General features: G+C 68.8%; 17 protein-coding genes. 4 read left to right on the forward strand and 13 right to left on the reverse strand.

Annotated features, from left to right (window positions below; genetic code table 11):
• Window positions 1–64 precede the first annotated feature (64 nt).
• The 3 genes from ACLNGM_RS07620 to ACLNGM_RS07630 form a co-directional block, all read right to left on the reverse strand.
• Window positions 65–487, reverse strand: coding sequence for a MarR family winged helix-turn-helix transcriptional regulator (locus tag ACLNGM_RS07620; RefSeq protein WP_244545936.1), 423 nt, complete (start codon window positions 485–487; stop codon window positions 65–67).
• Window positions 488–748: 261 nt separating this feature from the next.
• Window positions 749–2,644: an HWE histidine kinase domain-containing protein gene (locus tag ACLNGM_RS07625; protein ID WP_416357824.1), complete on the reverse strand. Its 1,896-nt coding sequence runs from the start codon at window positions 2,642–2,644 to the stop codon at window positions 749–751.
• A 124-nt stretch (window positions 2,645–2,768) separates the two neighbouring features.
• Window positions 2,769–3,230 (reverse strand): Lrp/AsnC family transcriptional regulator, encoded by a 462-nt coding sequence (locus tag ACLNGM_RS07630; RefSeq protein WP_090962179.1) that lies wholly within the window; start codon window positions 3,228–3,230, stop codon window positions 2,769–2,771.
• A 130-nt stretch (window positions 3,231–3,360) separates the two neighbouring features.
• On the opposite strand from ACLNGM_RS07630, the gene putA reads away from it, so the two are divergent.
• The gene (putA, locus tag ACLNGM_RS07635; protein WP_416357825.1) at window positions 3,361–7,065 is read left to right on the forward strand and encodes a trifunctional transcriptional regulator/proline dehydrogenase/L-glutamate gamma-semialdehyde dehydrogenase; all 3,705 of its coding nucleotides are present in this window, start codon (window positions 3,361–3,363) and stop codon (window positions 7,063–7,065) included.
• 64 nt (window positions 7,066–7,129) lie between these two features.
• Here the strand turns inward: putA and purU are convergent, their stop codons facing one another.
• The 3 genes from purU to ACLNGM_RS07650 form a co-directional block, all read right to left on the reverse strand.
• Complete coding sequence (gene purU, locus ACLNGM_RS07640; protein ID WP_416357826.1) at window positions 7,130–8,014, reverse strand: formyltetrahydrofolate deformylase; 885 nt, start codon at window positions 8,012–8,014, stop codon at window positions 7,130–7,132.
• Between the two features lie 91 nt (window positions 8,015–8,105).
• Entirely contained in the window at window positions 8,106–9,920 is a 1,815-nt protein-coding gene (gene lepA / locus ACLNGM_RS07645; protein ID WP_090962185.1) for a translation elongation factor 4, read from the reverse strand.
• Window positions 9,921–9,993: 73 nt separating this feature from the next.
• The gene (locus ACLNGM_RS07650; RefSeq protein ID WP_416357827.1) at window positions 9,994–11,217 is read right to left on the reverse strand and encodes a YeeE/YedE family protein; all 1,224 of its coding nucleotides are present in this window, start codon (window positions 11,215–11,217) and stop codon (window positions 9,994–9,996) included.
• A 313-nt stretch (window positions 11,218–11,530) separates the two neighbouring features.
• On the opposite strand from ACLNGM_RS07650, the gene ACLNGM_RS07655 reads away from it, so the two are divergent.
• Genes ACLNGM_RS07655 through ACLNGM_RS07665 form a run of 3 tightly spaced genes read left to right on the forward strand, consistent with a single transcriptional unit; the run spans window position 11,531 to window position 14,146 of the window.
• The gene (locus ACLNGM_RS07655) at window positions 11,531–12,088 is read left to right on the forward strand and encodes a TadE/TadG family type IV pilus assembly protein (RefSeq protein ID WP_175526807.1); all 558 of its coding nucleotides are present in this window, start codon (window positions 11,531–11,533) and stop codon (window positions 12,086–12,088) included.
• A gap of 26 nt (window positions 12,089–12,114) precedes the next feature.
• Window positions 12,115–12,777: a TadE/TadG family type IV pilus assembly protein gene (locus ACLNGM_RS07660; RefSeq protein WP_416357828.1), complete on the forward strand. Its 663-nt coding sequence runs from the start codon at window positions 12,115–12,117 to the stop codon at window positions 12,775–12,777.
• A gap of 4 nt (window positions 12,778–12,781) precedes the next feature.
• A complete protein-coding gene (locus ACLNGM_RS07665) occupies window positions 12,782–14,146 on the forward strand; it encodes a TadE/TadG family type IV pilus assembly protein (RefSeq protein WP_416357829.1) in 1,365 nt (454 codons plus the stop codon).
• 104 nt (window positions 14,147–14,250) lie between these two features.
• On the opposite strand, the gene ACLNGM_RS07670 is transcribed toward ACLNGM_RS07665, so the two are convergent.
• The 7 genes from ACLNGM_RS07670 to ACLNGM_RS07700 form a co-directional block, all read right to left on the reverse strand.
• On the reverse strand, window positions 14,251–15,408 hold the full coding sequence (locus ACLNGM_RS07670; protein WP_416357830.1) for a winged helix-turn-helix domain-containing protein: 1,158 nt from the start codon (window positions 15,406–15,408) through the stop codon (window positions 14,251–14,253).
• Window positions 15,405–16,196 carry a pseudouridine synthase gene (locus ACLNGM_RS07675; protein ID WP_416357831.1) on the reverse strand — a complete coding sequence of 264 codons (792 nt, stop codon included), beginning with the start codon at window positions 16,194–16,196 and terminating at the stop codon, window positions 15,405–15,407. The genes ACLNGM_RS07670 and ACLNGM_RS07675 overlap by 4 nt, the downstream gene beginning before the upstream one ends.
• A 112-nt stretch (window positions 16,197–16,308) precedes the next feature.
• Window positions 16,309–17,292 (reverse strand): CHAD domain-containing protein, encoded by a 984-nt coding sequence (locus ACLNGM_RS07680; RefSeq protein WP_416357832.1) that lies wholly within the window; start codon window positions 17,290–17,292, stop codon window positions 16,309–16,311.
• Window positions 17,293–17,324: 32 nt separating this feature from the next.
• On the reverse strand, window positions 17,325–17,825 hold the full coding sequence (locus ACLNGM_RS07685) for a CYTH domain-containing protein (RefSeq protein ID WP_416357833.1): 501 nt from the start codon (window positions 17,823–17,825) through the stop codon (window positions 17,325–17,327).
• A 22-nt stretch (window positions 17,826–17,847) separates the two neighbouring features.
• Window positions 17,848–19,353, reverse strand: coding sequence for a tripartite tricarboxylate transporter permease (locus ACLNGM_RS07690; protein ID WP_416357834.1), 1,506 nt, complete (start codon window positions 19,351–19,353; stop codon window positions 17,848–17,850).
• 12 nt (window positions 19,354–19,365) lie between these two features.
• Window positions 19,366–19,839, reverse strand: a complete 474-nt coding sequence (locus tag ACLNGM_RS07695) for a tripartite tricarboxylate transporter TctB family protein (RefSeq protein ID WP_416357835.1) — start codon at window positions 19,837–19,839, stop codon at window positions 19,366–19,368.
• Window positions 19,840–19,929: 90 nt separating this feature from the next.
• The gene (locus tag ACLNGM_RS07700; protein ID WP_416357836.1) at window positions 19,930–20,910 is read right to left on the reverse strand and encodes a tripartite tricarboxylate transporter substrate-binding protein; all 981 of its coding nucleotides are present in this window, start codon (window positions 20,908–20,910) and stop codon (window positions 19,930–19,932) included.
• Window positions 20,911–21,009 lie beyond the last annotated feature (99 nt).

Raw genomic sequence — 21,009 nt, forward strand, 5'->3', positions numbered from 1 at the left:
ATATGCAAAAAGCCGACGCCTGCCTAGCGCACGCGTCCCGCGTCCCGAGCGCTCTCCGTAGCGGTCAGCGAAGCCGGCGAAGCTTCGCGGTGAGGAGCTCGTCCGCCTCGCGCAGCGCCGTCAGGAGATCGTCGCGCCGCCCGGGGGCGACCGCCGAGGCGAGATCGCCCTCGAGCTTCTCCCACAAGGCGTTGACCCGCCCGCGGACCGTCTCGCCAGCCGGGGTCAGCATGACCATGGTGCGGCGCGCGTCGTGGCTGTGGGCGGTGCGCTCGACGAGGTTCTTCTCCATCAGGCGGTCCAGCATCTTAGAGACCGTCGACGGTCGCACCGAAAGCTGGTCGGCCAAGGCCGAAACGCTGACGGGCACGCCGGGCTCGACGCGTGCGAGAAGCTGGTCCTGCCCCGGATGCAGGTCGATTTCCATGAGGAGCAGCGACAGGAAGGCCCTGGTCGACTTCGAGATCGACAGGAGGTGCTGCACCATGCTTCCGTCCTCGACCTGCGGAGCAGGCGAGGATGCGGAAGCGGCGCCGGTCGAAGGATGGGTTTGGCTCATGAAGCCGTTTTGTCTCATCCGTCGCCACCCATCATTAAACTACTTGTAAGTCTGACAAATAAACTTGCGCATGAGACAAGTCGCTCGCGCACAACCAGTTCGTGTGATCGGCGGGCTGATCTTTCGAGCGACCTCGATCCATCGCGTCATTCCGGCATTGGTGGAGATCGCCGCCGAACGCGCGTCGCCTCAGACCTCGTCCTGCGACTGCAGTTCGTTGAGGCGAGCCTCCATGCGGCAGCGCAGGCCCGCCGGCTCGTAGTGAATGGTCACCGATCCGCTCGCCGAACCCGGCAGGCCCATCTCGATCAGCCGCGTGCCGAAGCCCTTCTGGGCCGGCGACTCGACGGCGGGGCCCCCGGCCTCCCGCCAGTCGAGAAGGAGGACGCTCGAACCATCGGGCGATTCGCCGACCGTCCACCGCGCCTCGACACCGCCCTCCGGGGCCGACAGCGCACCGTATTTCACGGCATTGGTCGCCAGCTCGTGGCCGATCAGGGCGAGCGAGAGCGAGGCCTTCGGGCCGATCATCACAGCGGGGCCGTTCAGCCGGATCCGCTCATCGGGATCGTGCGGCGCGACGGCGGCGCGCAGGATGGCCTCGACCGAGCCCGCATCGCGCCGACCGGCGAGCAGGATGTCGTGCGCCTGCGACAGGGTGCGGATGCGCTGGCCGAGGCTGGCGCGGGCTGTGGCGAGGTCGGGCGCCCCGCGCAGGGTCTGCGTGGCGATCGACTGCACCACGGCGAGCGTGTTCTTCAGGCGGTGCGCGAGCTCGTGGTTGAGAAGCATGCGCTGCTCGTCGTCGCGCTTGCGCCCCTCGATGTCGCTGACGGCGACGACCGCGGCGACCGTGCGGCCATGCCGGTCCTTGACCGCGCTGCCCTGCACCTCGATCCAGCGGCCTCCGTCCTCCGGCCGACCCGTGCGCATCTCCATCGCGGCGCTGTCGGTCGCGCCGCTCGCGATGCGCGCGAGGGGATGGTCGTCGTGCGCCATCGGGGCGCCGTCCTCGCGCAGCCCTGCGAAGAGCGCGTCCGAGATCGCGGGCAGCGAGCCAGGCTCGACGCCGAGCAGCCGTCCGAGACGCCGGTTGGCGATGAGGATGCGTCCCGACGGCGCCTCGGCCAGCGCCACGCCGATCGGCATGCTGTCCACGAGCGTGCGGATGCGCGCCTCGTTGTTGCGCAGCGCCTCCTCCTTCGCCAGCCGGTCGCTGACATCGAGGAAGATCACCGTGAAGCGGTCCTCGCCCACCGGCCGGACGATGCCCTCGTACCAGCGGCCGAGCGTGCCGACGCGGCGGGTGAAGCGCCGCGCCTCGCCGGTCTCGACGACCGCGGCGAACTCGTCGATCCATTCCTCCTCGACGCCCGGCAGGACGTCCCGCACGCTGCGGCCGACGGCCGAGCCTTCGGGAAGGCCGGTCAGAGCGTACCAGGCGCGGTTGACCTCCTCGTAGACCCAGTCGACCACGCGGCCCGTCTCGTCGCGCTGGAGGCGACCGAGGATGAAGGCCTCCTCCAGCTGCTCGAAGATCATGCGCCAGCGCGCGTCCGACAGGCGCTCGGCCATCGCCGACATCACGAGCTCGCCGGCCGAGGCGAGGCGCTTGAGGTCTCCGTCCGTCCACGGCCGGGGCTGGCCGTCGATCGCGGCGAGCGCGCCCACCAGTTCGCCGTTGCCGAGCCGCAGGGGAACGCCGAGATAGGCGACGACGCCGAGCGCCTCGACGGCCCCGTTGTCGCAGAAGTCCGGGTCGCGATGGGCGTCCGGCACGATCACGGGCCGGCCGTCCTCGACCACGTGCCGGCAGAAGGACATGTCGAGGGGCGTTGCGCCTTCGCTCGCCCAGGGCTCTCGCAGGCCGGGGCTGGCGGCGAAGAATTGTCGGTCGCTGCCGATCAGCGTGACCAGCGCGACCGGCACGTCGAGCATCACGCGCACGTGCTCGGCGATCAGGCGGAACTGCGTCTCGCCCGCTCGCTCCAGAAGGCCGCTGCGCAACAGCGCCCGCGAGCGCGTGTCGTCACGCCCCGCGAGCAGGCTCGCATCGGGCGTCAGGTCGGATCGGGTTTCGTTCATCGGCCGGTTCTGAAATTCCAAGGCAAGGCATCTAGTCGGCCAAGCCGCCGCGGACAGGGGCAACCGGTGCGCCTGTGCCACTTGCGGTTGCCGCGTGGCATCCCGGCGACAGGTGGGTTCCCTGTCATTTTTCCTTGATCGCCTCCATCGCGACGTTGGTGGACGTGCTCGCGACGTAGGGCAGGTTCGAGATCACCTCGCCGAGCACCTGCCGATAGCGCCGGATGTCGCGGGTGCGCACCTTCAGGAGGTAGTCGAAGCGCCCGGCGATGAGGTGGCACTCCTCCACCTCCCGGATCTTCTTCACGGCCGCGTTGAAGGCGCCGAGCGCATCCTCGCCGGTCGAGGATAGCTTCACCTCGGTGAAGGCGACGTGGTCGAGGCCGATGCGGGCGGGGTTGATCACCGCCTTGAACCCGTCGATGAAGCCGCCCTCCACCAGCCGGCGGAAGCGGATCTGGCAAGGCGTCTTCGACAGGCCGACGCGGCTCGCCAGCTCCGTGACGGAGATGCGGCCGTTTTCCGCGAGAATATCGAGCATTCGCCGGTCGAAGGCGTCCAGATCGCCCAAGTGGGGCTCGTCCATGGTTCGTTTGTCCTGAAAACGGCGCCAAGATCGATCCATACGGACCAAACCGGGCTCAACACAAGTCGGATCGCTGGCAAGGGCTGGCGTATGATCCGTGCGTCCCATCCGCCGCGCCCGGAGCCCTTCGATGTCCGAGACCCTCGACCGTCCCACCACCGTTCCATCCGACGGGCCGGCGCCGTTCGCGCGGTTTGCGCCGCCGATCTCCGGGCAGACGCCGCTGCGGGCGGCGATCACGGCGGCCTATCGCCGTCCGGAAACCGAATGCCTGCCGCTGCTGGTCGAGGCGGCGCGTCTGCCGGCCGAGCTGCGCGAGCCGGTCGCGCGCACTGCGAGGGGGCTGATCGAGGCGCTTCGCGCCAAGCACAAGGGCACGGGCGTCGAAGGGCTGGTGCGCGAATACTCGCTGTCGAGCCAGGAGGGCGTCGCCCTCATGTGCCTCGCCGAGGCGCTTCTGCGCATTCCCGACACCGCGACGCGCGACGCCCTCATCCGCGACAAGATCGCGGACGGAGACTGGAAGTCGCATGTCGGCTCCGGCCGCTCGCTCTTCGTCAACGCCGCGACCTGGGGTCTCGTCGTCACCGGCAAGCTGACGACGACGGTCAGCGACCGCACGCTGTCGGCCGCGCTGACGCGCCTCATCGCGCGGGCCGGCGAGCCGGTGATCCGGCGCGGCGTCGACATGGCGATGCGCATGATGGGCGAGCAGTTCGTCACCGGAGAGACGATCGAGGAGGCGCTGAAGCGCTCGAAGCCCCTGGAGGCGCGTGGCTTCCGCTACTCCTATGACATGCTCGGCGAGGCCGCGACGACGGCCGCCGACGCCCAGCGCTATTATCGCGACTACGAGAACGCCATCCATGCGATCGGCAAGGCGTCGGCCGGGCGCGGCGTCGTCGAGGGACCGGGCATCTCCATTAAGCTGTCGGCGCTGCACCCGCGGTACGCGCGCGCGCAGGCGACCCGCGTCATGACCGAGCTTCTGCCGCGCGTGAAAGCGCTGGCCTTGATCGCCAAGCGCTACGACATCGGCCTCAACATCGACGCCGAGGAGGCCGACCGGCTGGAGCTCTCGCTCGACCTTCTGGAGGCGCTGGCGCTTGATCCGGTGCTGAAGGCGTGGAACGGCCTCGGCTTCGTCGTTCAGGCCTACGGCAAGCGCTGCCCCTTCGTGATCGACTGGATCATCGACCTCGCGCGCCGCGCCGAGCGGCGGATCATGGTGCGCCTCGTCAAGGGCGCCTACTGGGACGCCGAGATCAAGCGCGCGCAGGTAGACGGGCTGACGGGCTTCCCGGTCTACACCCGCAAGGTCCACACCGACGTCGCCTATGTCGCCTGCGCGCGAAAGCTCCTGGCGGCGCGCGACGTCGTGTTCCCGCAGTTCGCCACCCACAACGCGCAGACGCTGGCCGCGATCTACCACCTCGCCGGGCGGGACGCCGCGCCGGACGCCTACGAGTTCCAGTGCCTCCACGGCATGGGCGAGCCGCTCTACGACGAGGTCGTGGGCCCGGAGAAGCTCGGCCGCCCGGCGCGCATCTACGCGCCCGTCGGCACGCACGAGACGCTGCTGGCCTATCTGGTGCGTCGGCTTCTCGAAAACGGCGCCAACTCCTCCTTCGTCAACCGGATCTCCGACCCGAAGGTCTCGGTGGACGCGCTGATCGCCGATCCGACCGAGCTCGTCGCGGCCGAGGCGACGATCGGCGCCCCACACGAGGCAATCGCGGCGCCCGCCGACCTCTTCGCGCCCGAGCGCGTCAACTCGCGCGGCCTCGACCTGTCGGACGAGACGGTGCTTGCCCGGCTGTCGGCCGAGCTTGCCGCGTCCGCGGCCGAGCCGGTGTCGGCACATCCGCTTCTCGCCGAAGGCGCTGACGATGCCGCCGGCGCGCAACGCACGGTCCGCAATCCGGCCGACCACCGCGATGCCGTCGGCACGGTCCGGGAGCTTTCCCCGGATGCGGTCGCGACGGTGCTGCAGGCGGCGGCGCGCGGACAGGATTGGAGCGCGCTGCCGACCGCCTCCCGCGCGGCATGCCTCGAGCGCACCGCCGACCTGATGGAGGAGCGCATCAGTCCGCTGATGGGCACGATCATGCGCGAGGCCGGCAAGACGGCGGCGAACGCCGTCGGCGAGGTGCGCGAGGCCGTGGACTTCCTGCGCTACTACGCCGCCGAGGCGCGCTCGGGGCTCGGCCCCTCGCACCCGCCGCTCGGGCCGGTCGTCTGCATCAGCCCGTGGAACTTCCCGCTCGCGATCTTCACGGGCCAGGTCGCCGCCGCGCTCGTCGCGGGCAACCCGGTGATCGCCAAGCCCGCCGAGGAAACGCCACTGATCGCCTACCAGGCGGTCCGCATCCTCCACGAGGCGGGCGTGCCGGCGGAGGCGCTGCAGTTCGTGCCGGGCGACGGCCGCGTCGGCGCGGCGCTGGTGGCGGCGCCCGAGACGGCCGGGGTCATGTTCACCGGCTCGACCGAGGTCGCGCGTCTGATCGGGGCCGAACTCGCGACGCGGGTCTCGGCCGCCGGCAAGCCGATCCCGCTCATCGCGGAGACCGGCGGCCAGAACGCGATGATCGTCGATTCCTCGGCGCTTGCCGAGCAGGTCGTCGCCGACGTGATCGCTTCGGCCTACGATTCGGCCGGCCAGCGCTGCTCGGCGCTGCGCGTCCTGTGCCTGCAGGAGGACATCGCCGACCGCACGCTCGCCATGCTGAAGGGCGCGATGAACGAGCTCGCCCTCGGCCGCACCGATCGCCTCGCCGTCGACGTCGGCCCGGTGATCAGCGAGGAGGCGCGCGCCGGGATCGAGGCGCATGTCGAGCGGATGCGGGGCCTCGGCCTCACGGTCGAGCGACTCCCGCAGCCGGAGGAGGCTGCCCACGGCACCTTCGTCGCCCCGACGCTGATCGAGATCCGGGATCTCGCCCAGTTGCAGCGCGAGGTGTTCGGTCCGGTCCTGCATGTCCTGCGCTACCGCCGCGACGACCTCGACGCGTTGGTCGACGCGATCAACGCCACCGGCTACGGCCTGACCTTCGGCCTCCACACCCGTCTCGACGAGACGGTGGCGCATGTGACCGCCCGCGTGAAGGCCGGCAACCTCTACGTCAACCGCAACGTCATCGGCGCGGTGGTCGGCGTCCAGCCGTTCGGCGGACGGGGCCTGTCGGGCACCGGCCCGAAGGCGGGCGGGCCGCTCTATCTCGGCCGCCTCGTCGCCCGCGCGCCGGTGCCGATGCGCGAGGGCATGCCGCACACCGACGAGGCGCTGATCGATTTCGCGCGCTGGCTCGAGGAGCGCGGCCATGCCGCCGACGGCGCGGCCGCGCGCGACATGGCGGAGCGGTCCGGCATCGGGCTCGTGCGCGAACTGGCCGGGCCGGTCGGCGAGACCAACCTCTACGGGCTCCATCCGCGCGGCCGCGTGCTTCTCGTGCCGGAAACGGAAGCGGGCCTGCGGCGTCTCCTCGCGGCCGCACTCGCGACCGGCAACACCGCGGTGGTGGACGAAGGCGCGGGCCTCGCGGCGCTCGCCGACCTGCCGGCCAGCGTTGCCGCGCGCGTCTCCCATGCGTCCGACTGGGCGGTGGCAGGGCCGTTTGCCGGGGCGCTCATCGAGGGGGACGCGGCTCGCGTCCAGGACGTCAACGCCCGCATCGCCGCGCTCGACGGCCCGCTCGTGCTCGTGCAGGCGACGACCGGCGAGGCGCTGCGGGACGACCCGGAGGCGATCTGCTTGAGCTGGCTGGTCGAGGAGGTGTCGACCTCGGTCAACACGGCGGCCGCGGGCGGCAATGCCAGCCTGATGACGATCGGCTGACGAAAATGGGCCGGGGGCGATGCCCGCGGCCCATCCTATCCGACTTGGATGAAGGGGTGAGCCATCAGCCCATCTTCTCCGAGGCGTAGCCGCCGGGCGAGGCCGGGAAGACCACGGTGCGGTCGCCGTTCGGGAAGACGCGGTGATGGATATGCGCGTGGATCGCACGCGAGAGAACCTGCGCCTCGACGTCGCGACCGATCGACACGTAGTCCGCCGCCGACTGGGCGTGCGTGACGCGCGCGACGTCCTGCTCGATGATCGGGCCCTCGTCGAGGTCGGCGGTCACGTAGTGTGCCGTCGCCCCGATCAGCTTCACGCCGCGGTCGTAGGCCTGGCTGTAGGGCGCCGCGCCCTTGAAGCTCGGCAGGAACGAATGGTGGATGTTGATGATGCGGCCGGACATCTTCTGGCACATCGCGTCCGAGAGCACCTGCATGTAGCGGGCGAGAACGATGAGCTCGGTGCTCGCACTCTCCGCGATCTCGAGGATGCGCGCCTCGGCCTGCGGCTTGTTGGCCTTGGTCACCGGCACGTGGTGGAACGGCAGGTCGTGGTTCACCACGAGCTTCTGGTAGTCGAGGTGGTTGGAGACGACGCCGACGATCTCGATCGGCAGCGCGCCGATGCGCCAGCGATAGAGGATGTCGTTGAGGCAGTGACCGAAGCGCGACACCATGAGGAGGACCTTCATGGGCATGCGCGTATCGAAGATCTCGTAGGTCATCGAGAAGGGCGCGGCGACGGCTTCGAAGCCCTCGCGCAGCGCCTCCAGCCCGACGCCCTCCTCGGAGCGGAAGCCGACGCGCATGAAGAAGCGGCCCGCCGCCATGTCGTCGAACTGGGCGCTGTCGATGATGTTGCAGCCCTGGCCCGCCAGATAGGTGGAGATGGCGGCGACGATGCCGCGCGCCGTCGGACACGTCACCGTCAGGACAAATGGCTGCATCGTCGGTCTCGTCAAAGCGGGGGAGGGGCCCGTCGCCGTCAAGGCGCGGGCAGGGGCGGGCAAGGCCCGCCGTCGGGAACGGGGTGTGCCGTCAGCTGTCCATCTTCAGGGCGGCGATGAAGGCTTCCTGCGGGATGTCGACCTTGCCGAACTGGCGCATGCGCTTCTTGCCCTCCTTCTGCTTGTCGAGGAGCTTGCGCTTGCGGCTGGCGTCGCCGCCGTAGCACTTGGCCGTCACGTCCTTGCGCAGCGCCGAGATCGTCTCGCGCGCCACCACCTTGCCGCCGATCGCCGCCTGGATCGGGATCTTGAAGAGGTGGTTCGGGATCAGCTCCTTCAGCTTCTCGCACATGGCGCGGCCGCGCTTCTCGGCCTGCGTCCGGTGCACCAGCATGGAGAGCGCGTCGACCGGCTCGGCATTGACGAGGATCGAGAGCTTCACGAGGTCGCCCTCGCGATAGTCGGCGAGCTGGTAGTCGAACGAGGCGTAGCCCTTCGAGATCGACTTCAGGCGGTCGTAGAAGTCGAAGACCACCTCGTTCAACGGCAGCTCGTAGGTGACCATGGCGCGCTTGCCGACATAGGACAGGTCGACCTGGATGCCGCGGCGCTCCTGGCAGAGCGTCAGGATGTTGCCGAGATAGTCGTCCGGCGTCAGGATCGTCGCCTTGATCCAGGGCTCGTAGATCGCCTCGATCTGCATCGTGTCCGGCATGTCGGCCGGATTGTGCAGCATCACGGTCTCGCCGTTGCGCATCTTGATCTCGTAGACCACCGACGGGGCGGTCGCGATGAGATCGAGGTCGAACTCGCGGGACAGGCGCTCCTGGATGATCTCGAGATGGAGCAGCCCGAGGAAGCCGCAGCGGAAACCGAAGCCCAATGCTGCCGAGGACTCCATCTCGAACGAGAAGGACGCATCGTTGAGGCGCAGCTTGCCCATGGCGGCGCGCAGGTCGTCGAAGGCGGCGGCATCGGTCGGGAACAGGCCGCAGAACACCACGGGCTGGGCCGGCTGGAAGCCCGGCAGCATCTCGGCGGTCTGGCGCTTGTCCTCGGTGATCGTGTCGCCGACGCGCGTGTCGGCGACCTCCTTGATCGAGGCGGTGATGAAGCCGATCTCGCCGGGGCCAAGGGCCTCCATGTTGATCATCTTGGGCGTGAAGACGCCGACCCGGTCGACCGGGTACTTGGCGTCGGTGCCCATCATGCGGATGGTCTGGCCGCGCTTCAATTCGCCGTCGATGACGCGCACGAGTACGACGACGCCGAGATAGGCGTCGTACCAGCTGTCCACCAGCATCGCCTTCAGGGGCGCTGCGCGGTCGCCGGTCTTGGGGGCGGGCAGGCGCTTGACGATGGCTTCCAGCACGTCCTCGATGCCGATGCCGGATTTGGCCGAGATCATCACGGCCTCGGAGGCGTCGATGCCGATCACCTCCTCGATCTGTTCCTTGACCTTGTCGGGCTCGGCGGCGGGCAGGTCGATCTTGTTGAGGACGGGCACGATCTCGAGATCGTTGTCGAGCGCGAGATAGACGTTGGCGAGCGTCTGCGCCTCGACGCCTTGCGCGGCGTCGACGACGAGGAGCGCGCCCTCGCAGGCCGACAGCGAGCGTGACACCTCGTAGGCGAAGTCGACGTGCCCCGGCGTGTCGATGAGGTTAAGGACGTAGGTCTCGCCGTCCTTGGCCGGATAGGTCAGGCGCACGGTCTGCGCCTTGATCGTGATGCCGCGCTCCTTCTCGATATCCATGTTATCGAGAACCTGCTCCTTGCCCGCCATCTCGCGCGCGTCGAGGCCCCCCGTCAGCTGGATCAGCCGGTCGGCGAGCGTCGATTTGCCATGGTCGATATGGGCGACGATGGAGAAGTTGCGGATGCGGGAAAGAGGCGTCTGGCTCATGCCAAACGCCTATAAGGCTTTGCGGGCCGGACGGGAATGGGGTTTTACGCCGCCATTCCCGTTCGCGAGCGCTTCAGGCGCCGTCGCCGCGGGCGACGCGCCCGCCGCGGCGCTCGCCGAAGAAGAACGGGCGCAGCCGCACGCCGACCGCGTTGCCCGCGAAGGCCGCGACGAGCCACAGCCAGCCGTGCAGCGAGCCGCTCGCGATGCCGGAGAAATAGGCCCCGATGTTGCAGCCATAGGCGATGCGCGCGCCGTAGCCGAGGAGAAGGCCACCGAGGACGGCCGCCATGAGCGAGCGCAGCGGAATGCGAAGGCTCGGGCTGAACCGACCGGCAAGGCTCGCCGCCAGCATGGCGCCCGCGATGATGCCGAAGTCCATCACCGAGGTGATGTCGGCAAAGACGCTCTGCGACAGGGCCCGGGCGTTGGCGGGTGTCTGCCAGTAGGCCCAGGTCGAGGGCTCGAAGCCGAGGATCTCGGCGCCCTTGGCACCCCAGAGCGCAAAGGCCGAGGTGATGCCCCAGGGGCGGCCGGCGAGCGCCAGCGTCACGAAGTTGAGGACCGCGAGCGCCAGCGCCCCGGCGACGAGCGGCCAGGGGCCGCGTGCGAACCGGGAAAAGCCGCGGGTGGCCGGCGCCGCTTCCGTCTCCAGCGCACCGTGGCGGCGACGCTCGGCGAAGACGGTGACGGCCGCGATCGTGGCGAACAAGGCGAGCGACACGGCGATGCCGGGCAGGGGGCCGAGCGTCTGGACGAGCGAGACCGGCTGGAGGGCCGGCAGCGACAGCCACCAGTCGAAATGCACGGTGGCGAGCGCCGAGCCGACGACGAAGAAGAGGAGCGTCACCAGCATGCGGGCGTTGCCGCCGCCGGCCGTGAACAGCGTGCCCGACGCGCAGCCGCCGCCCATCTGCATGCCGATGCCGAACAGAAACGCCCCGACCACGACGCCGGTCGAGAGCGGCGAGACGAGACCCGTCACCGGCTGGCCGAAGAGCGTGCCGGCACTGAGCGCGGGAAAGAACAGGACGACGGCGAGCGCCAGCATCGCCATCTGCGCGCGCAGGCCGCGCCCGCGACGCTCCAGGATGAAGACACGCCAGGCGGAGGTGAAGCCGAAGGCGGCGTGATAGAGCGTCAGGCCCAGCGCGCCGCCCAAGAGCAGGAGCGCACCCTGGCGCGGGCCATAGGCGGCGCCGAGCGCCAGACTGCCGAGGAGAAGCGCGGCGAGCGCCGCAAGGCCTGGCCCGCCGGGCAAGGCTGTCGGGGCAGGACGAAAGGTGGCGTCTGTCATGCGTTCACTCCAGGCATGACCGAACGGCCATGCAGAAATCAGCGAGGGTCGGGCAGAATGTAAGTGTCCCATAAGATCAGAGCGAGCGAGAGACGTGCGAATTCAAGACGGAATGCGGAAGGATTTTCCTCCGGTCGCCGGAAGCAACTGGTCCTTGTGTGGCGCGATGCGAATACAACTAAATCCTGACCAGTGAATAACGTTAGTGTCCGTTAGGATATCGTGGGCAATTGCGATCCGTCATCGTAGGCTCGTGTTAGTGGTTCCCCAGTAAGCTCGAAAGTCGGTGATCCACTTCCGGCGCTCGAAACTCGTGCAACTCCGCCTCATCAGTTTTGCGAAGGACAAGACCGGGTCCGCGGCGGTCGAATTTGCGCTTGTCGGGTCGCTCTTCCTGACGCTTCTGCTCGGCCACGTCGAGGTCGGCTACCTCCTGTTCCTTCAGCATCGGCTCGACGATGCGACGATCGCGGCGTCCCGGTCCATCATGCTCGGCGTGTCCCAGAGGGCGTCGGACGATACCGTCGAGAAGTTCAAGACGAACCGCATCTGCCCCGCCCTCCGACCGTTCTTCGACTGCTCCCGGCTGATCGTGGAAGGCGGGATCCTGCCGGATTCCGCCCCAGCCTTCGATGCGGACACCTGGAAGCGTCGGGCCGTCGGTTCCCAGTCCAGCGGCCAGTACTGCCTCGGAGCGACCGGTCAGTACATGTTCCTACGGGTCTCCTACCCGCAGCGTCCGATCGTCGGCCAGATCCTGCCGGCCGGCATGTTCAGCACCTATGGCGGAGAGCGCGTCACCATGCTGACGTCCTACGCGGCATGGCGCAACGAACCTGTGGAAGCCAAGAAGACGGGCCCTTGCCAATGAGGAGGCCGCGCCTTCTTGTCCGACTCGTGCGCCTTCGCAGGGAGGAGGACGGGACCGCGGCCATCGAGTTCGCGATCATCCTCCCGGTCATGCTGGTCCTGCTCCTTGGGACCTTCGAGATCAGCCGTTACATCTATGCCAGCAATCAGATCGTCCATGCTGTCAGCATGGTCGGCCAGATGGCCTCCCAGCTTCCGGCATCGGCCAAGGCGTCCGACGTGCAGCGCATCTGGAGCGCGGCGCCCCTGATCGCGCCCGAAGCCGGCGCCGTCGCGCGGCGGCTCGGCAGATCGGTCTGGAGCGACGCCCTCACGGTCACGATCTCCAACATCGCATTCGATAAAAGCGATGCCGCGTGCCAGACCGACTGCCAGTACCAGGCGAGCGTCGCCTGGAGCGTCGGTCAGAGCCCTCTCGCCTGTGGCACGATCTCCCAAGGGCAGAAACTTCCCCCGACCGACGCGATCATCCCCACCGAATTCTTCGGCGACGGCAGCGTCATCCTCGTCCAGGCTGCGCTTCCCTACGTCCCGCAACTTGAAGGCACCGCTGGCTTCCTCGACGGCGTGGCCAGGAACTTGACCACCACGCTCAGCGAATCCAGCTGGTTTCTGCCGCGAAACGCCAAACGCATCGCGCTGTCGCCCTCGGCCGGCGGCGGTCCCCGTTCGAACATCTGCCCGGGTTGAGCCCATGACGCAAAAGCGCCCGACATCCTTCGGCAAGGACATCCGCGGCAACGTCGCGACGATCTTTGCGCTGTCGCTCATTCCCCTCATGGGGTTCACCGGGCTTGCGACGGACTATGCAAAATCCGTTCTGGTGAAGCGGCGCCTGGAACTGGCCATCGACAGCGCCGCCTTGGCCGCGGTCCGCAGGACGGTCGAGATCATCAACGACGGCAACCAGACCCAGGCGCAGGCGATCGCGGCGGGCGAGCGCGAAGGCAAGGCCTATCTCGCCGCACAGGCGGTTCGGATCGTCGACGCCTCCCTGAACAGTTCCGACGTGACCGTGACGATCAAGGGCGAGGTCGTATCGTCGGAAACGCGTTACGACGCCTCGGTTCCGACTGTGTTCGCGCAGCTCTTCGACGTCGAACGGTTTCAGGTCGGAGGATCGTCGGGTGCGTCCGTGACCCTTCCGCCCTACGTGAACGTCCATGTGCTCGTCGACATCTCGCAGTCGATGGGGATCGGTGCGACGGCCGTCGACCAGGAGATCATCCGCAACATGCAGGTCCGCCGCTTCAACGGCGGCGGCTCCTGGGTCGGCTCGAACGGCTGCGCCTTCGGCTGTCACATCCTCCAGTCGGAGTTCAAGAGCAACAATCCGGCCTACCCGACCAAGTCGACCTATCAGATGGCGCACGAGAACGGGGCCCGAATGCGCATCGACGTGGTGCGTGACGCGGTCGGGAAGCTCGCCAACAGCCTTCTTCAGCGGGAGGACAAGCGATACCAGGTGGCGCTGCACACGTTCCATTCCTCTTTCAACACTCCTCTTGAGCTGACCGACAGCGCCAGCAAGGCGGAAGCGGCGATCGGGAACCTCGGACCTTCGACGCGCGAAGGCGGCACCAACGCGCATGTCGCGTTCAAGCAACTCCAGGGCATCATCGGAACGCCGGGTGACGGGCTGACCCGTTTGAAAGCCAAGGCGATCGTCGTCGTCATGACCGACGGCACCGAGGACACACAGATGGAGTATCCGGATCGGGACGGGATCACCTGGGATCCCAACTTCGTCTACTTCGAGCCTACGGCCGGAGACTGGGGCGGCCGGATCCAGTCCTTCGATCCAGGCATGTGCGCGCCGCTCAAGACCCGGGGCGTGCGGGTCATCGCCCTCAACACCAAATACCTGATCCCCGCCGGCGACTCGAACCCGAAATTCACGGCGATCCGGGACTGGTTGTACTGGTACATCGAAAACAACATGGCGAAATGCGTAAGCGGAGACGGCGACTACTACGACGCGTCGAGCCCCGCGGATATCAACCGGGCGATCGACCAGATCATCAGTTCGATCTCGAAGCCGCTGGCGCTGACGCACTGACCGCCCCTTGCGGCCCCAGCGCCGGATCATCGCCGGCACGCTCCAGGGCGGGCGCTTGAACGACTGCCGGAGAGCGGTCATCGCACGGCAGCGATGGCTGCGGCTTAGCCGCCCCCGTGCCGGACGTCCGACAGCCCCAGCCAGTTCGCCAGGAGCCGCAGTTCCGCTTCCAGCGCCTCGCGCGTGTCGGGCGGCGCGTCGGGTTCGAGGTGAAGGGCGGGCACGAGGAGGCGGGATCGCGCGCGGTCGGCCTTGAGGTCGACGCGCGCGGCGAGGCGTCCGGCGTGGAGGAAGGGCAGCACGTAGTAGCCGTGCTGGCGCTGGGCGGCCGGCACGTAGATCTCGATGCGGTAGCGGAAGCCGAAGAGGCGCTCGGCGCGTGCGCGCTCCCAGACCAGAGGGTCGAACGGCGCGAGGAGGGCCGAGGCGGCGATGCGGCGGGGCGTGCCGGCCTCCGCATGGAGGAAGGCCTTCGGCCAGCCCGGCACGGTGGCCGGGACCAGCGTCCCGGCTTCCACGAGATCGGCGACGGCGCGTTGCGTCTCCGGGCCGCCGAGGCGGAAGTAGTCTTTGATTTCCCCGAGCGTTGCGATCCCGAGCGCGCGGGCCGAGCGCTCCACGAGGACCCGGTGCGCCTCGCGCTCGTCGAGAGCGGGCAGGGCGAGGACGCTCGAGGGAATCACCCGTTCCGGCAGGTCGTAGACCCGCTCGAAGCCGCGCCGGCGCGTCAGTGTCGTCACGTGGCCGGCGTAGAAGAGCCATTCCAGCATGCGCTTTGGCTCGGACCATTCCCACCAGCCGGTCCGCCCCGTCTCGACATCGGATGCGCCGAGCGGCCCCTCGTCGCGGATGCGGGCGAGGAGCGCCATCGCCTCCGCACGGCGCGCGCCCGCAAAGGCGCGCATGCCGGAATAGCCAGCCTCGCCCCGGTCGGCGCGCGCCATGCGCCAGCGCAGCGCCGGATGAAGGTCGAGCGGAACGAGCGAGGCCTCGTGCGCCCAGTATTCGAAAACGCGCCGCTCCGACACGCGGCTCCAGGCGTCGCGGTCGAGAACCGCGGTGTCGTAAACGCCGAGGCGCGAGAAGGCCGGCAGGTAGTGGGCGCGCGAGAGGACGTTGACGCTGTCGATCTGATGGAGCGCCAGCCGGTCGAGATTGCGGCGCACGTGGAGCGTGCCCGCTCGCTCCGGCCGGGGGCGGGCGAAGCCTTGCGCACCGAGCGCGATCCGCCGGGCCTCCGCGGGCGAGAGGGACAGCGTCAAGGCGCGCGCTCCAGACGCGCGCGCTCGTCCGGCGTCAGCGGGCGGACGGCGCCCTTCGGCAGGTCGCCGAGCGCGAGCGCGCCGATCGACACGCGCACGAGCCGCAGCGTGTCAGTGCCTAGCGCGGCGAGAAGCCGGCGGATGTGACGGTTGCGGCCCTCGTCGAGCACGATCTCCAGCCAGGCCGTGCGCTCGCCCTCGCGCAGCAGCCGAACCGAGCGGACCGCGAGATGCTCGCCCCGATCCTCGACGCCGGCACGGATGCCCGACAGCAGCCCGTCGTCCACCGGCCGGTCGATCTGCACGTGGTAGGTCTTCGGCACGTGCGAGGCGGGATCGAGGAGGCGCTGCGCGAAGGCCGTGTCGTTGGTGAGAAGCAGCAGGCCCTCACTCGCCTTGTCGAGCCGGCCGACCGGCGAGACATGGGGCAGGTCGAGACCTTCGAGGCAGCGATAGATCGTCTCGCGCCCCTGCGGATCGTCGCGCGTCGTCACGAGGCCGCGTGGCTTGTTCAGCATCAGCGTGACAGGTGTCTCGGCCGCCACGGGCCGGCCGTCCACCTCGATGCGGACGGCGGAGGCAAGCGTGCGATGCTCGGGGTCGCGGACAACGCGGCCGTCGACCCGCACCCGGCCCTCGCGCACCAGAGCCTCGCCTTGCGACCGCGAGCAGTAGCCGAGCTTGGAGAGGACGCGCGCGATCCCATGGCCGCGGTCGATGGCGGCAGCCGGAGGCGCATTCGTCCGGCTGCCGGGCCGAGCGGGCGGGCGGTCCCTGTGTCGTGTCATCGGGCGGGGCGCATGGGTGGCGTCATGCCCGCCGGCTTGCCGCAGCCGGGGCCGGCTTGGCAAGCCCTCGCAGACCGTCCCCGGACCCTGCGATGACGGACCGCACGGCGCTTCAGGCCGGAACCGGCTCCGGCGGCGCGGCAGGGTCGGGCGCCTCGGCGGCCAGCGTCCAGAGCCGCGATATGCGCGCGGCAAAAGCGTCCGGTCGCTCGGCCAGAAGGCGCCCGCAGGTCTCGGCGGCCTGCGCGCGCAGTTCCGCCTGATGGCGATCGAGCAGCGCCAGCACGACGTCGAGATCGGCACGGGCCCCGAAGGAGCGCGGATCGGCCAGCATTTCGGCATGGAGCACGGCGTAGTCGTGGTCGCGGCCGAGCGCGTCGGCAGCGCGATCCGCCTCCTCGCGCAGCGGCGACAGCACGGAGGGCCACAGGTCTTCCAGAAGCTTGAGGTGCATGCCGAGATACTTGATGCGCTTGCGCAGGTCGTGGAAGTCCTCGGCATGGCCGCTGGCAAGCGCCGCCTTGAGATCGCGCCGCCCGCGCCGGTAGTTCGCCTCGATGCCGGCGACGATGCGTTCGCGGTTGCGCGCCGCGCGCCGGCCGAAGACGAGGCCGTCCAGCCGCGCGCGGCCCTCCTTCAGACCCTTCAGCGCCTCCGCGGCGCTGTCGGCCGCGCTTCCCTCCGCCTCGATCGCCGCCTGCCGCTTCAACTCCAGCGCGGTGCGCACCACGTCGAAGGAGGAACTGGCGACCTCGCCCGAAAATCGCGCCTCCAGCCCGTCGAGCGCCTCGATCAGTGCCGTCCGGTCGCGCACGGCCGAGAGCGTGCGCCCGGCATCGCGGTAGCGCGCGTTCTCGGCCTTTGCGAAATCGGGATCGGCCTCGCGCAGGAGGCGCACGAGCCCGCGCAGCTTCTTCAGCCGCTTGCGCGCCTCGTGCACGGCCTCGTGCCGTCCGTCCTCGCCCCCGGACAGGTCACGGATCGCCTTGTCGATCTGTTCCTGGGCGGCGCGCCGGATCGCGGCGTCGACGGGGGCTCGGGGGTCGATGCGGTAGGCCATGGTCTCCTCGGCGGCCGGCAGGGCACGGCCGAGCATCTAGCGCATGACGGCGGGAAGGGGACCCGGCGTCAACGCTGCGGCGCGTCGCCGTCCGGTCGGCCGTTCAGCGCCATGGCGGCGTTGGTGTAGCGGGGGTCGTCGGTGACCTCCCGGCCGATCCAGTCCGGCAGGTCCACGGCATGTCCGGCGGCCGGAAGCTCGATCTCGGCCATGACGAGGGGCGAAAGCGCCCCCTCGAAGACGTCCACCTCGACCGTCAAGTCGCCGAGCGGCACGAGATGGCGGCGCTTTTCGACGACGAAGCCGACGCGGGCGGCTTCGAGCTCGCGCGCGTCGGCTTCGGGGACTTCGTATTCGTACTCGCCGCGGGCGTCGCCCGCGCCGGTCTTGATGGTGATCATCGGCTTTCGCCCCTCGCGCAGCCGGACCCGGACGGTGAGCCCCTCGCGGATGGCGAGGTAGAACTGCCGGACCCGTGTGCCCGCGTCGGCATGGCGGCGCCAGGCGTCGCCGGCCAGGAGGAACTTGCGCTCGATCTCGATACCCATGACGTCAAGGGTCGGGCGCAAGCGCGTTCCGTCAAGCCTCGGCTCAGTCGTCCTCGACGAAGACTTCCTTGCGCTTGTTCCGGATCGACGGGAGGAGCGCGAAGACGACGCAGGCGAGGCCCAGCGCCAGGAGCGTTGCCGAAATCGGGCGCTCCAGGAACACCATGGCGTTGCCCCGCGAGATGATCATGGCCCGCCTCAGGTGCTCTTCCAGAAGCGGTCCGAGCACGAAGCCGAGAAGCAGCGGTGCTGGCTCGCAGCCGAGGCGGATCAGCACGTAGCCGAGCACCCCGAACAGTCCGATCGCATAGACGTCGAACGGATTGTTGTTGATCGAGTAGCAGCCGATCGCGGCAAACAGTACGATCGCGGGGAAGAGGATGCGGTAGGGGATCGTCAGCATCTTCACCCAGATGCCGATGAGCGGCAGGTTGAGGATGACGAGGAGCACGTTGCCGATCCACATTGAGGCGATAATGCCCCAGAAGAGCGCCGGCTGCGTGTTGATGACGTTGGGGCCGGGCGTGATGCCCTGCAGGATGAAGGCGCCGACGATCAGCGCCATCACGGGATGCGCGGGGATGCCGAGCGTCAGGAGGGGGATGAACGACGTCTGCGCGGCCGCATTGTTGGCGCTTTCCGGGCCCGCAACGCCCTGGATCGCACCATGGCCGAACTCGGCCTTGTTGGACGCGAGGTTCTTCTCCATCGAATAGGAGGCGAAGGAGGAGAGGACGTGCCCGCCGCCCGGCAGGACGCCGAGGATCGAGCCGAGCGCCGTGCCGCGCACCACCGGTCCGATGATGCGCTTGAAATCGTCCTTGGTCAGCCAGAGGCCGGCCACCTTCTTCACGCCGATCTCGCGCGTCGTCTCGTTCTCGAGGTTGCGGAAGATTTCCGCGACGCCGAAGACGCCGACGGCGATCGAGACGAAGTTGACGCCCTGGTAGAGCTCGAGCTGACCGAAGGTGAAGCGCGGCGTGCCGGTGTAGATGTCCTGTCCGACGGTGCCGAGCAGCAGCCCGAGGCAGATCATGGCGAGCGCCTTGATGATCGAGCCGTGGGCGAGCGAGATCGAGACGAGAAGGCCGAGTACGATGAGCGCGAAGTATTCGGGCGCGCCGAACTGGAGGGCGACGCGCGCCAGCGGCGGGGCGGCGATGGCCAGCAGCAGCGTCGCCACCGAGCCGGCGAAGAAGGAGCCGAGCGCGGCCGTGGCGAGCGCGGTGCCGGCCCGTCCTTTCCTCGCCATCTGGTAGCCGTCGATCGCGGTCACCGCCGATGAGCTCTCACCCGGCAGGTTGATGAGGATCGCGGTCGTCGAGCCGCCGTACTGGGCGCCGTAGTAGATGCCCGAGAGCATGATGAGGGCGGTGACGGGCGAGAAGGAGAAGGTGATCGGCAGGAGCATCGCGATCGTCGCCGTCGGCCCGATGCCGGGCAGGACGCCGACCAGCGTGCCCAGCAGCACGCCGACGAAGCACCAGAAGATGTTGATCGGGGTGAGCGCCGTTTCGAAGCCGAGCGCGAGATTGGCCAGAAGATCCATCGTGTCCGCGCCTCAGGAGAGGGTGAGAAGGGGGCCGAAGGTCGGCAGGGTGATGCCGAGGCCGACCTTGAAGACCAGCCAGCACAAAGTCGACATGCAGACCGCGATTGTCAGCGACGAGACGATCGAGTTCTTCGCGGAGGCGAGCGCCACGATCGCGGTGCCGATGAAGACGACCGGCACGAGGCCGAGGAGCGAACCGAACTCGCCGAAGATCACGAGAGCGGCAAGGATCAGGACGATGCCCTTCCAGGGGATCGGGGTCTTCTCGATCCGCTCGTCCTTGCGCAGGCCGCCGAAAGCGATCATCGCGCCGAAGATCGCGAGCAGGATCGCGAGCGTCATCGGGATGAAGCCGGGTCCCATGCGGATCGCCCGGCCCATGTCGTACTTCGAGGCCTCATATGCGAAGCCCGCGGCGATGGCCATGAAGATCAGGCCCGCCAGAAGATCACGGCGCGATTTCGCGCCTTCGGTTGCTTGCATGAAATGGTCCCCCCGGACGGATACGATCGGACGAGCCGGCCGGGGCGAACCCCGGCCGGACGGCACTGTCTGTGAGCCGTGGAAGGCCGGTCAGTCGGCGTAGGTGCCGGCCGCCTGGATGATCGGACGCCAGAGCTCGATCTGCGAGGTCAGCTGCGCCTTCAGCGAGTCCGGGGTCGCCTCCGCGGCCGAGACCGGCGCGGTGCCGAGTTCGGCGAAGCGCGCCTTGACGGTGTCGTTGGCCAGCGCCTTCTGCAGGGCGCCCTCGAGCTTGGCGATGATGGCGGGATCGGTGCCGGCCGGCGCGTAGAGCCCGTGCCAGACGCCGATCTGCATCTTGTCGAGGCCGACTTCCTTCGTGGTCGGAAGATCGGGGAGCGAGGCGACGCGCTCGGGCGTCGTCACGGCGTAGGCCTTCACTTCGCCGGCCTTGATCTGGTTGGTGGTGTTGGTGGTCTGGTCGCACAGGACGTCGACCTGACCGCCCACGATGTCGGTCATCGCCGGGGCGGCGCCCTGGTAGGGCACGGTGATCATCTGGACGCCGAGCGCTTCCTGCAGGAGCATGCCGCACAGGTGCGATGCGGAGCCGATGCCGGCATGGGCGTAGGTCGTGTCCGCGCCGTTTTCTTTGAGGTAGGTGATGAGACCGGCGGCGTCCGATGGCTCGAGGTCCTTGCGGGCGACGATGGTCATCGGCACCGAGGTCACCTGACCGATCGGCGCGAAGGCCTTGAGCGGGTCGAAGGCGAGCTGGCGGTAGAGGGTGGGCGCCGTCGACATGCCGATATGGTGGAGGAGGAGCGTATAGCCGTCTGGCTTGGCTTGGGCCACCTGACCGGCGCCGAGCGTGCCGCCCGCGCCGCCGACGTTCTGCACCAGCACCTGCTGGCCGAGCTCGCTCGTCATGGTCTGCGCGATCAGGCGCGTCACGGTGTCGGTCGGACCGCCAGCGGAGAACGGCACCACGATCGTGATCGGCTGCGTCGGGTAGTCCGCCTGCGCGGACGCGGCGGATGCGGCAGCCAGAACGGCGATCGAGGCGAGAAGCCCCTTCCAAATCGTCGACATGATTCCTCCCAGAGTGTCGGCGCGCCGGAGAGCTTGGCGCATGGCCGGACAGCACAGGATTTGTGACGGTTTGTCCAGTCGTGTTCTGTCGACAAGCCG

The sequence above is a fragment of the Aureimonas phyllosphaerae genome (assembly GCF_047943035.1).
Taxonomy (GTDB): Bacteria; Pseudomonadota; Alphaproteobacteria; order Rhizobiales; family Rhizobiaceae; genus Aureimonas; species Aureimonas phyllosphaerae.

Coding starts and splice junctions, on each gene's coding strand:
- ACLNGM_RS07620 (WP_244545936.1), bottom strand. CDS start 487: ATGGTGCAGCACCTCCTGTCGATCTCGAAGTCGACCAGGGCCTTCCTG.
- ACLNGM_RS07625 (WP_416357824.1), bottom strand. CDS start 2,644: ATGAACGAAACCCGATCCGACCTGACGCCCGATGCGAGCCTGCTCGCG.
- ACLNGM_RS07630 (WP_090962179.1), bottom strand. CDS start 3,230: ATGGACGAGCCCCACTTGGGCGATCTGGACGCCTTCGACCGGCGAATG.
- putA (WP_416357825.1), top strand. CDS start 3,361: ATGTCCGAGACCCTCGACCGTCCCACCACCGTTCCATCCGACGGGCCG.
- purU (WP_416357826.1), bottom strand. CDS start 8,014: ATGCAGCCATTTGTCCTGACGGTGACGTGTCCGACGGCGCGCGGCATC.
- lepA (WP_090962185.1), bottom strand. CDS start 9,920: ATGAGCCAGACGCCTCTTTCCCGCATCCGCAACTTCTCCATCGTCGCC.
- ACLNGM_RS07650 (WP_416357827.1), bottom strand. CDS start 11,217: ATGACAGACGCCACCTTTCGTCCTGCCCCGACAGCCTTGCCCGGCGGG.
- ACLNGM_RS07665 (WP_416357829.1), top strand. CDS start 12,782: ATGACGCAAAAGCGCCCGACATCCTTCGGCAAGGACATCCGCGGCAAC.
- ACLNGM_RS07675 (WP_416357831.1), bottom strand. CDS start 16,196: ATGACACGACACAGGGACCGCCCGCCCGCTCGGCCCGGCAGCCGGACG.
- ACLNGM_RS07680 (WP_416357832.1), bottom strand. CDS start 17,292: ATGCTCGGCCGTGCCCTGCCGGCCGCCGAGGAGACCATGGCCTACCGC.
- ACLNGM_RS07690 (WP_416357834.1), bottom strand. CDS start 19,353: ATGGATCTTCTGGCCAATCTCGCGCTCGGCTTCGAAACGGCGCTCACC.
- ACLNGM_RS07695 (WP_416357835.1), bottom strand. CDS start 19,839: ATGCAAGCAACCGAAGGCGCGAAATCGCGCCGTGATCTTCTGGCGGGC.
- ACLNGM_RS07700 (WP_416357836.1), bottom strand. CDS start 20,910: ATGTCGACGATTTGGAAGGGGCTTCTCGCCTCGATCGCCGTTCTGGCT.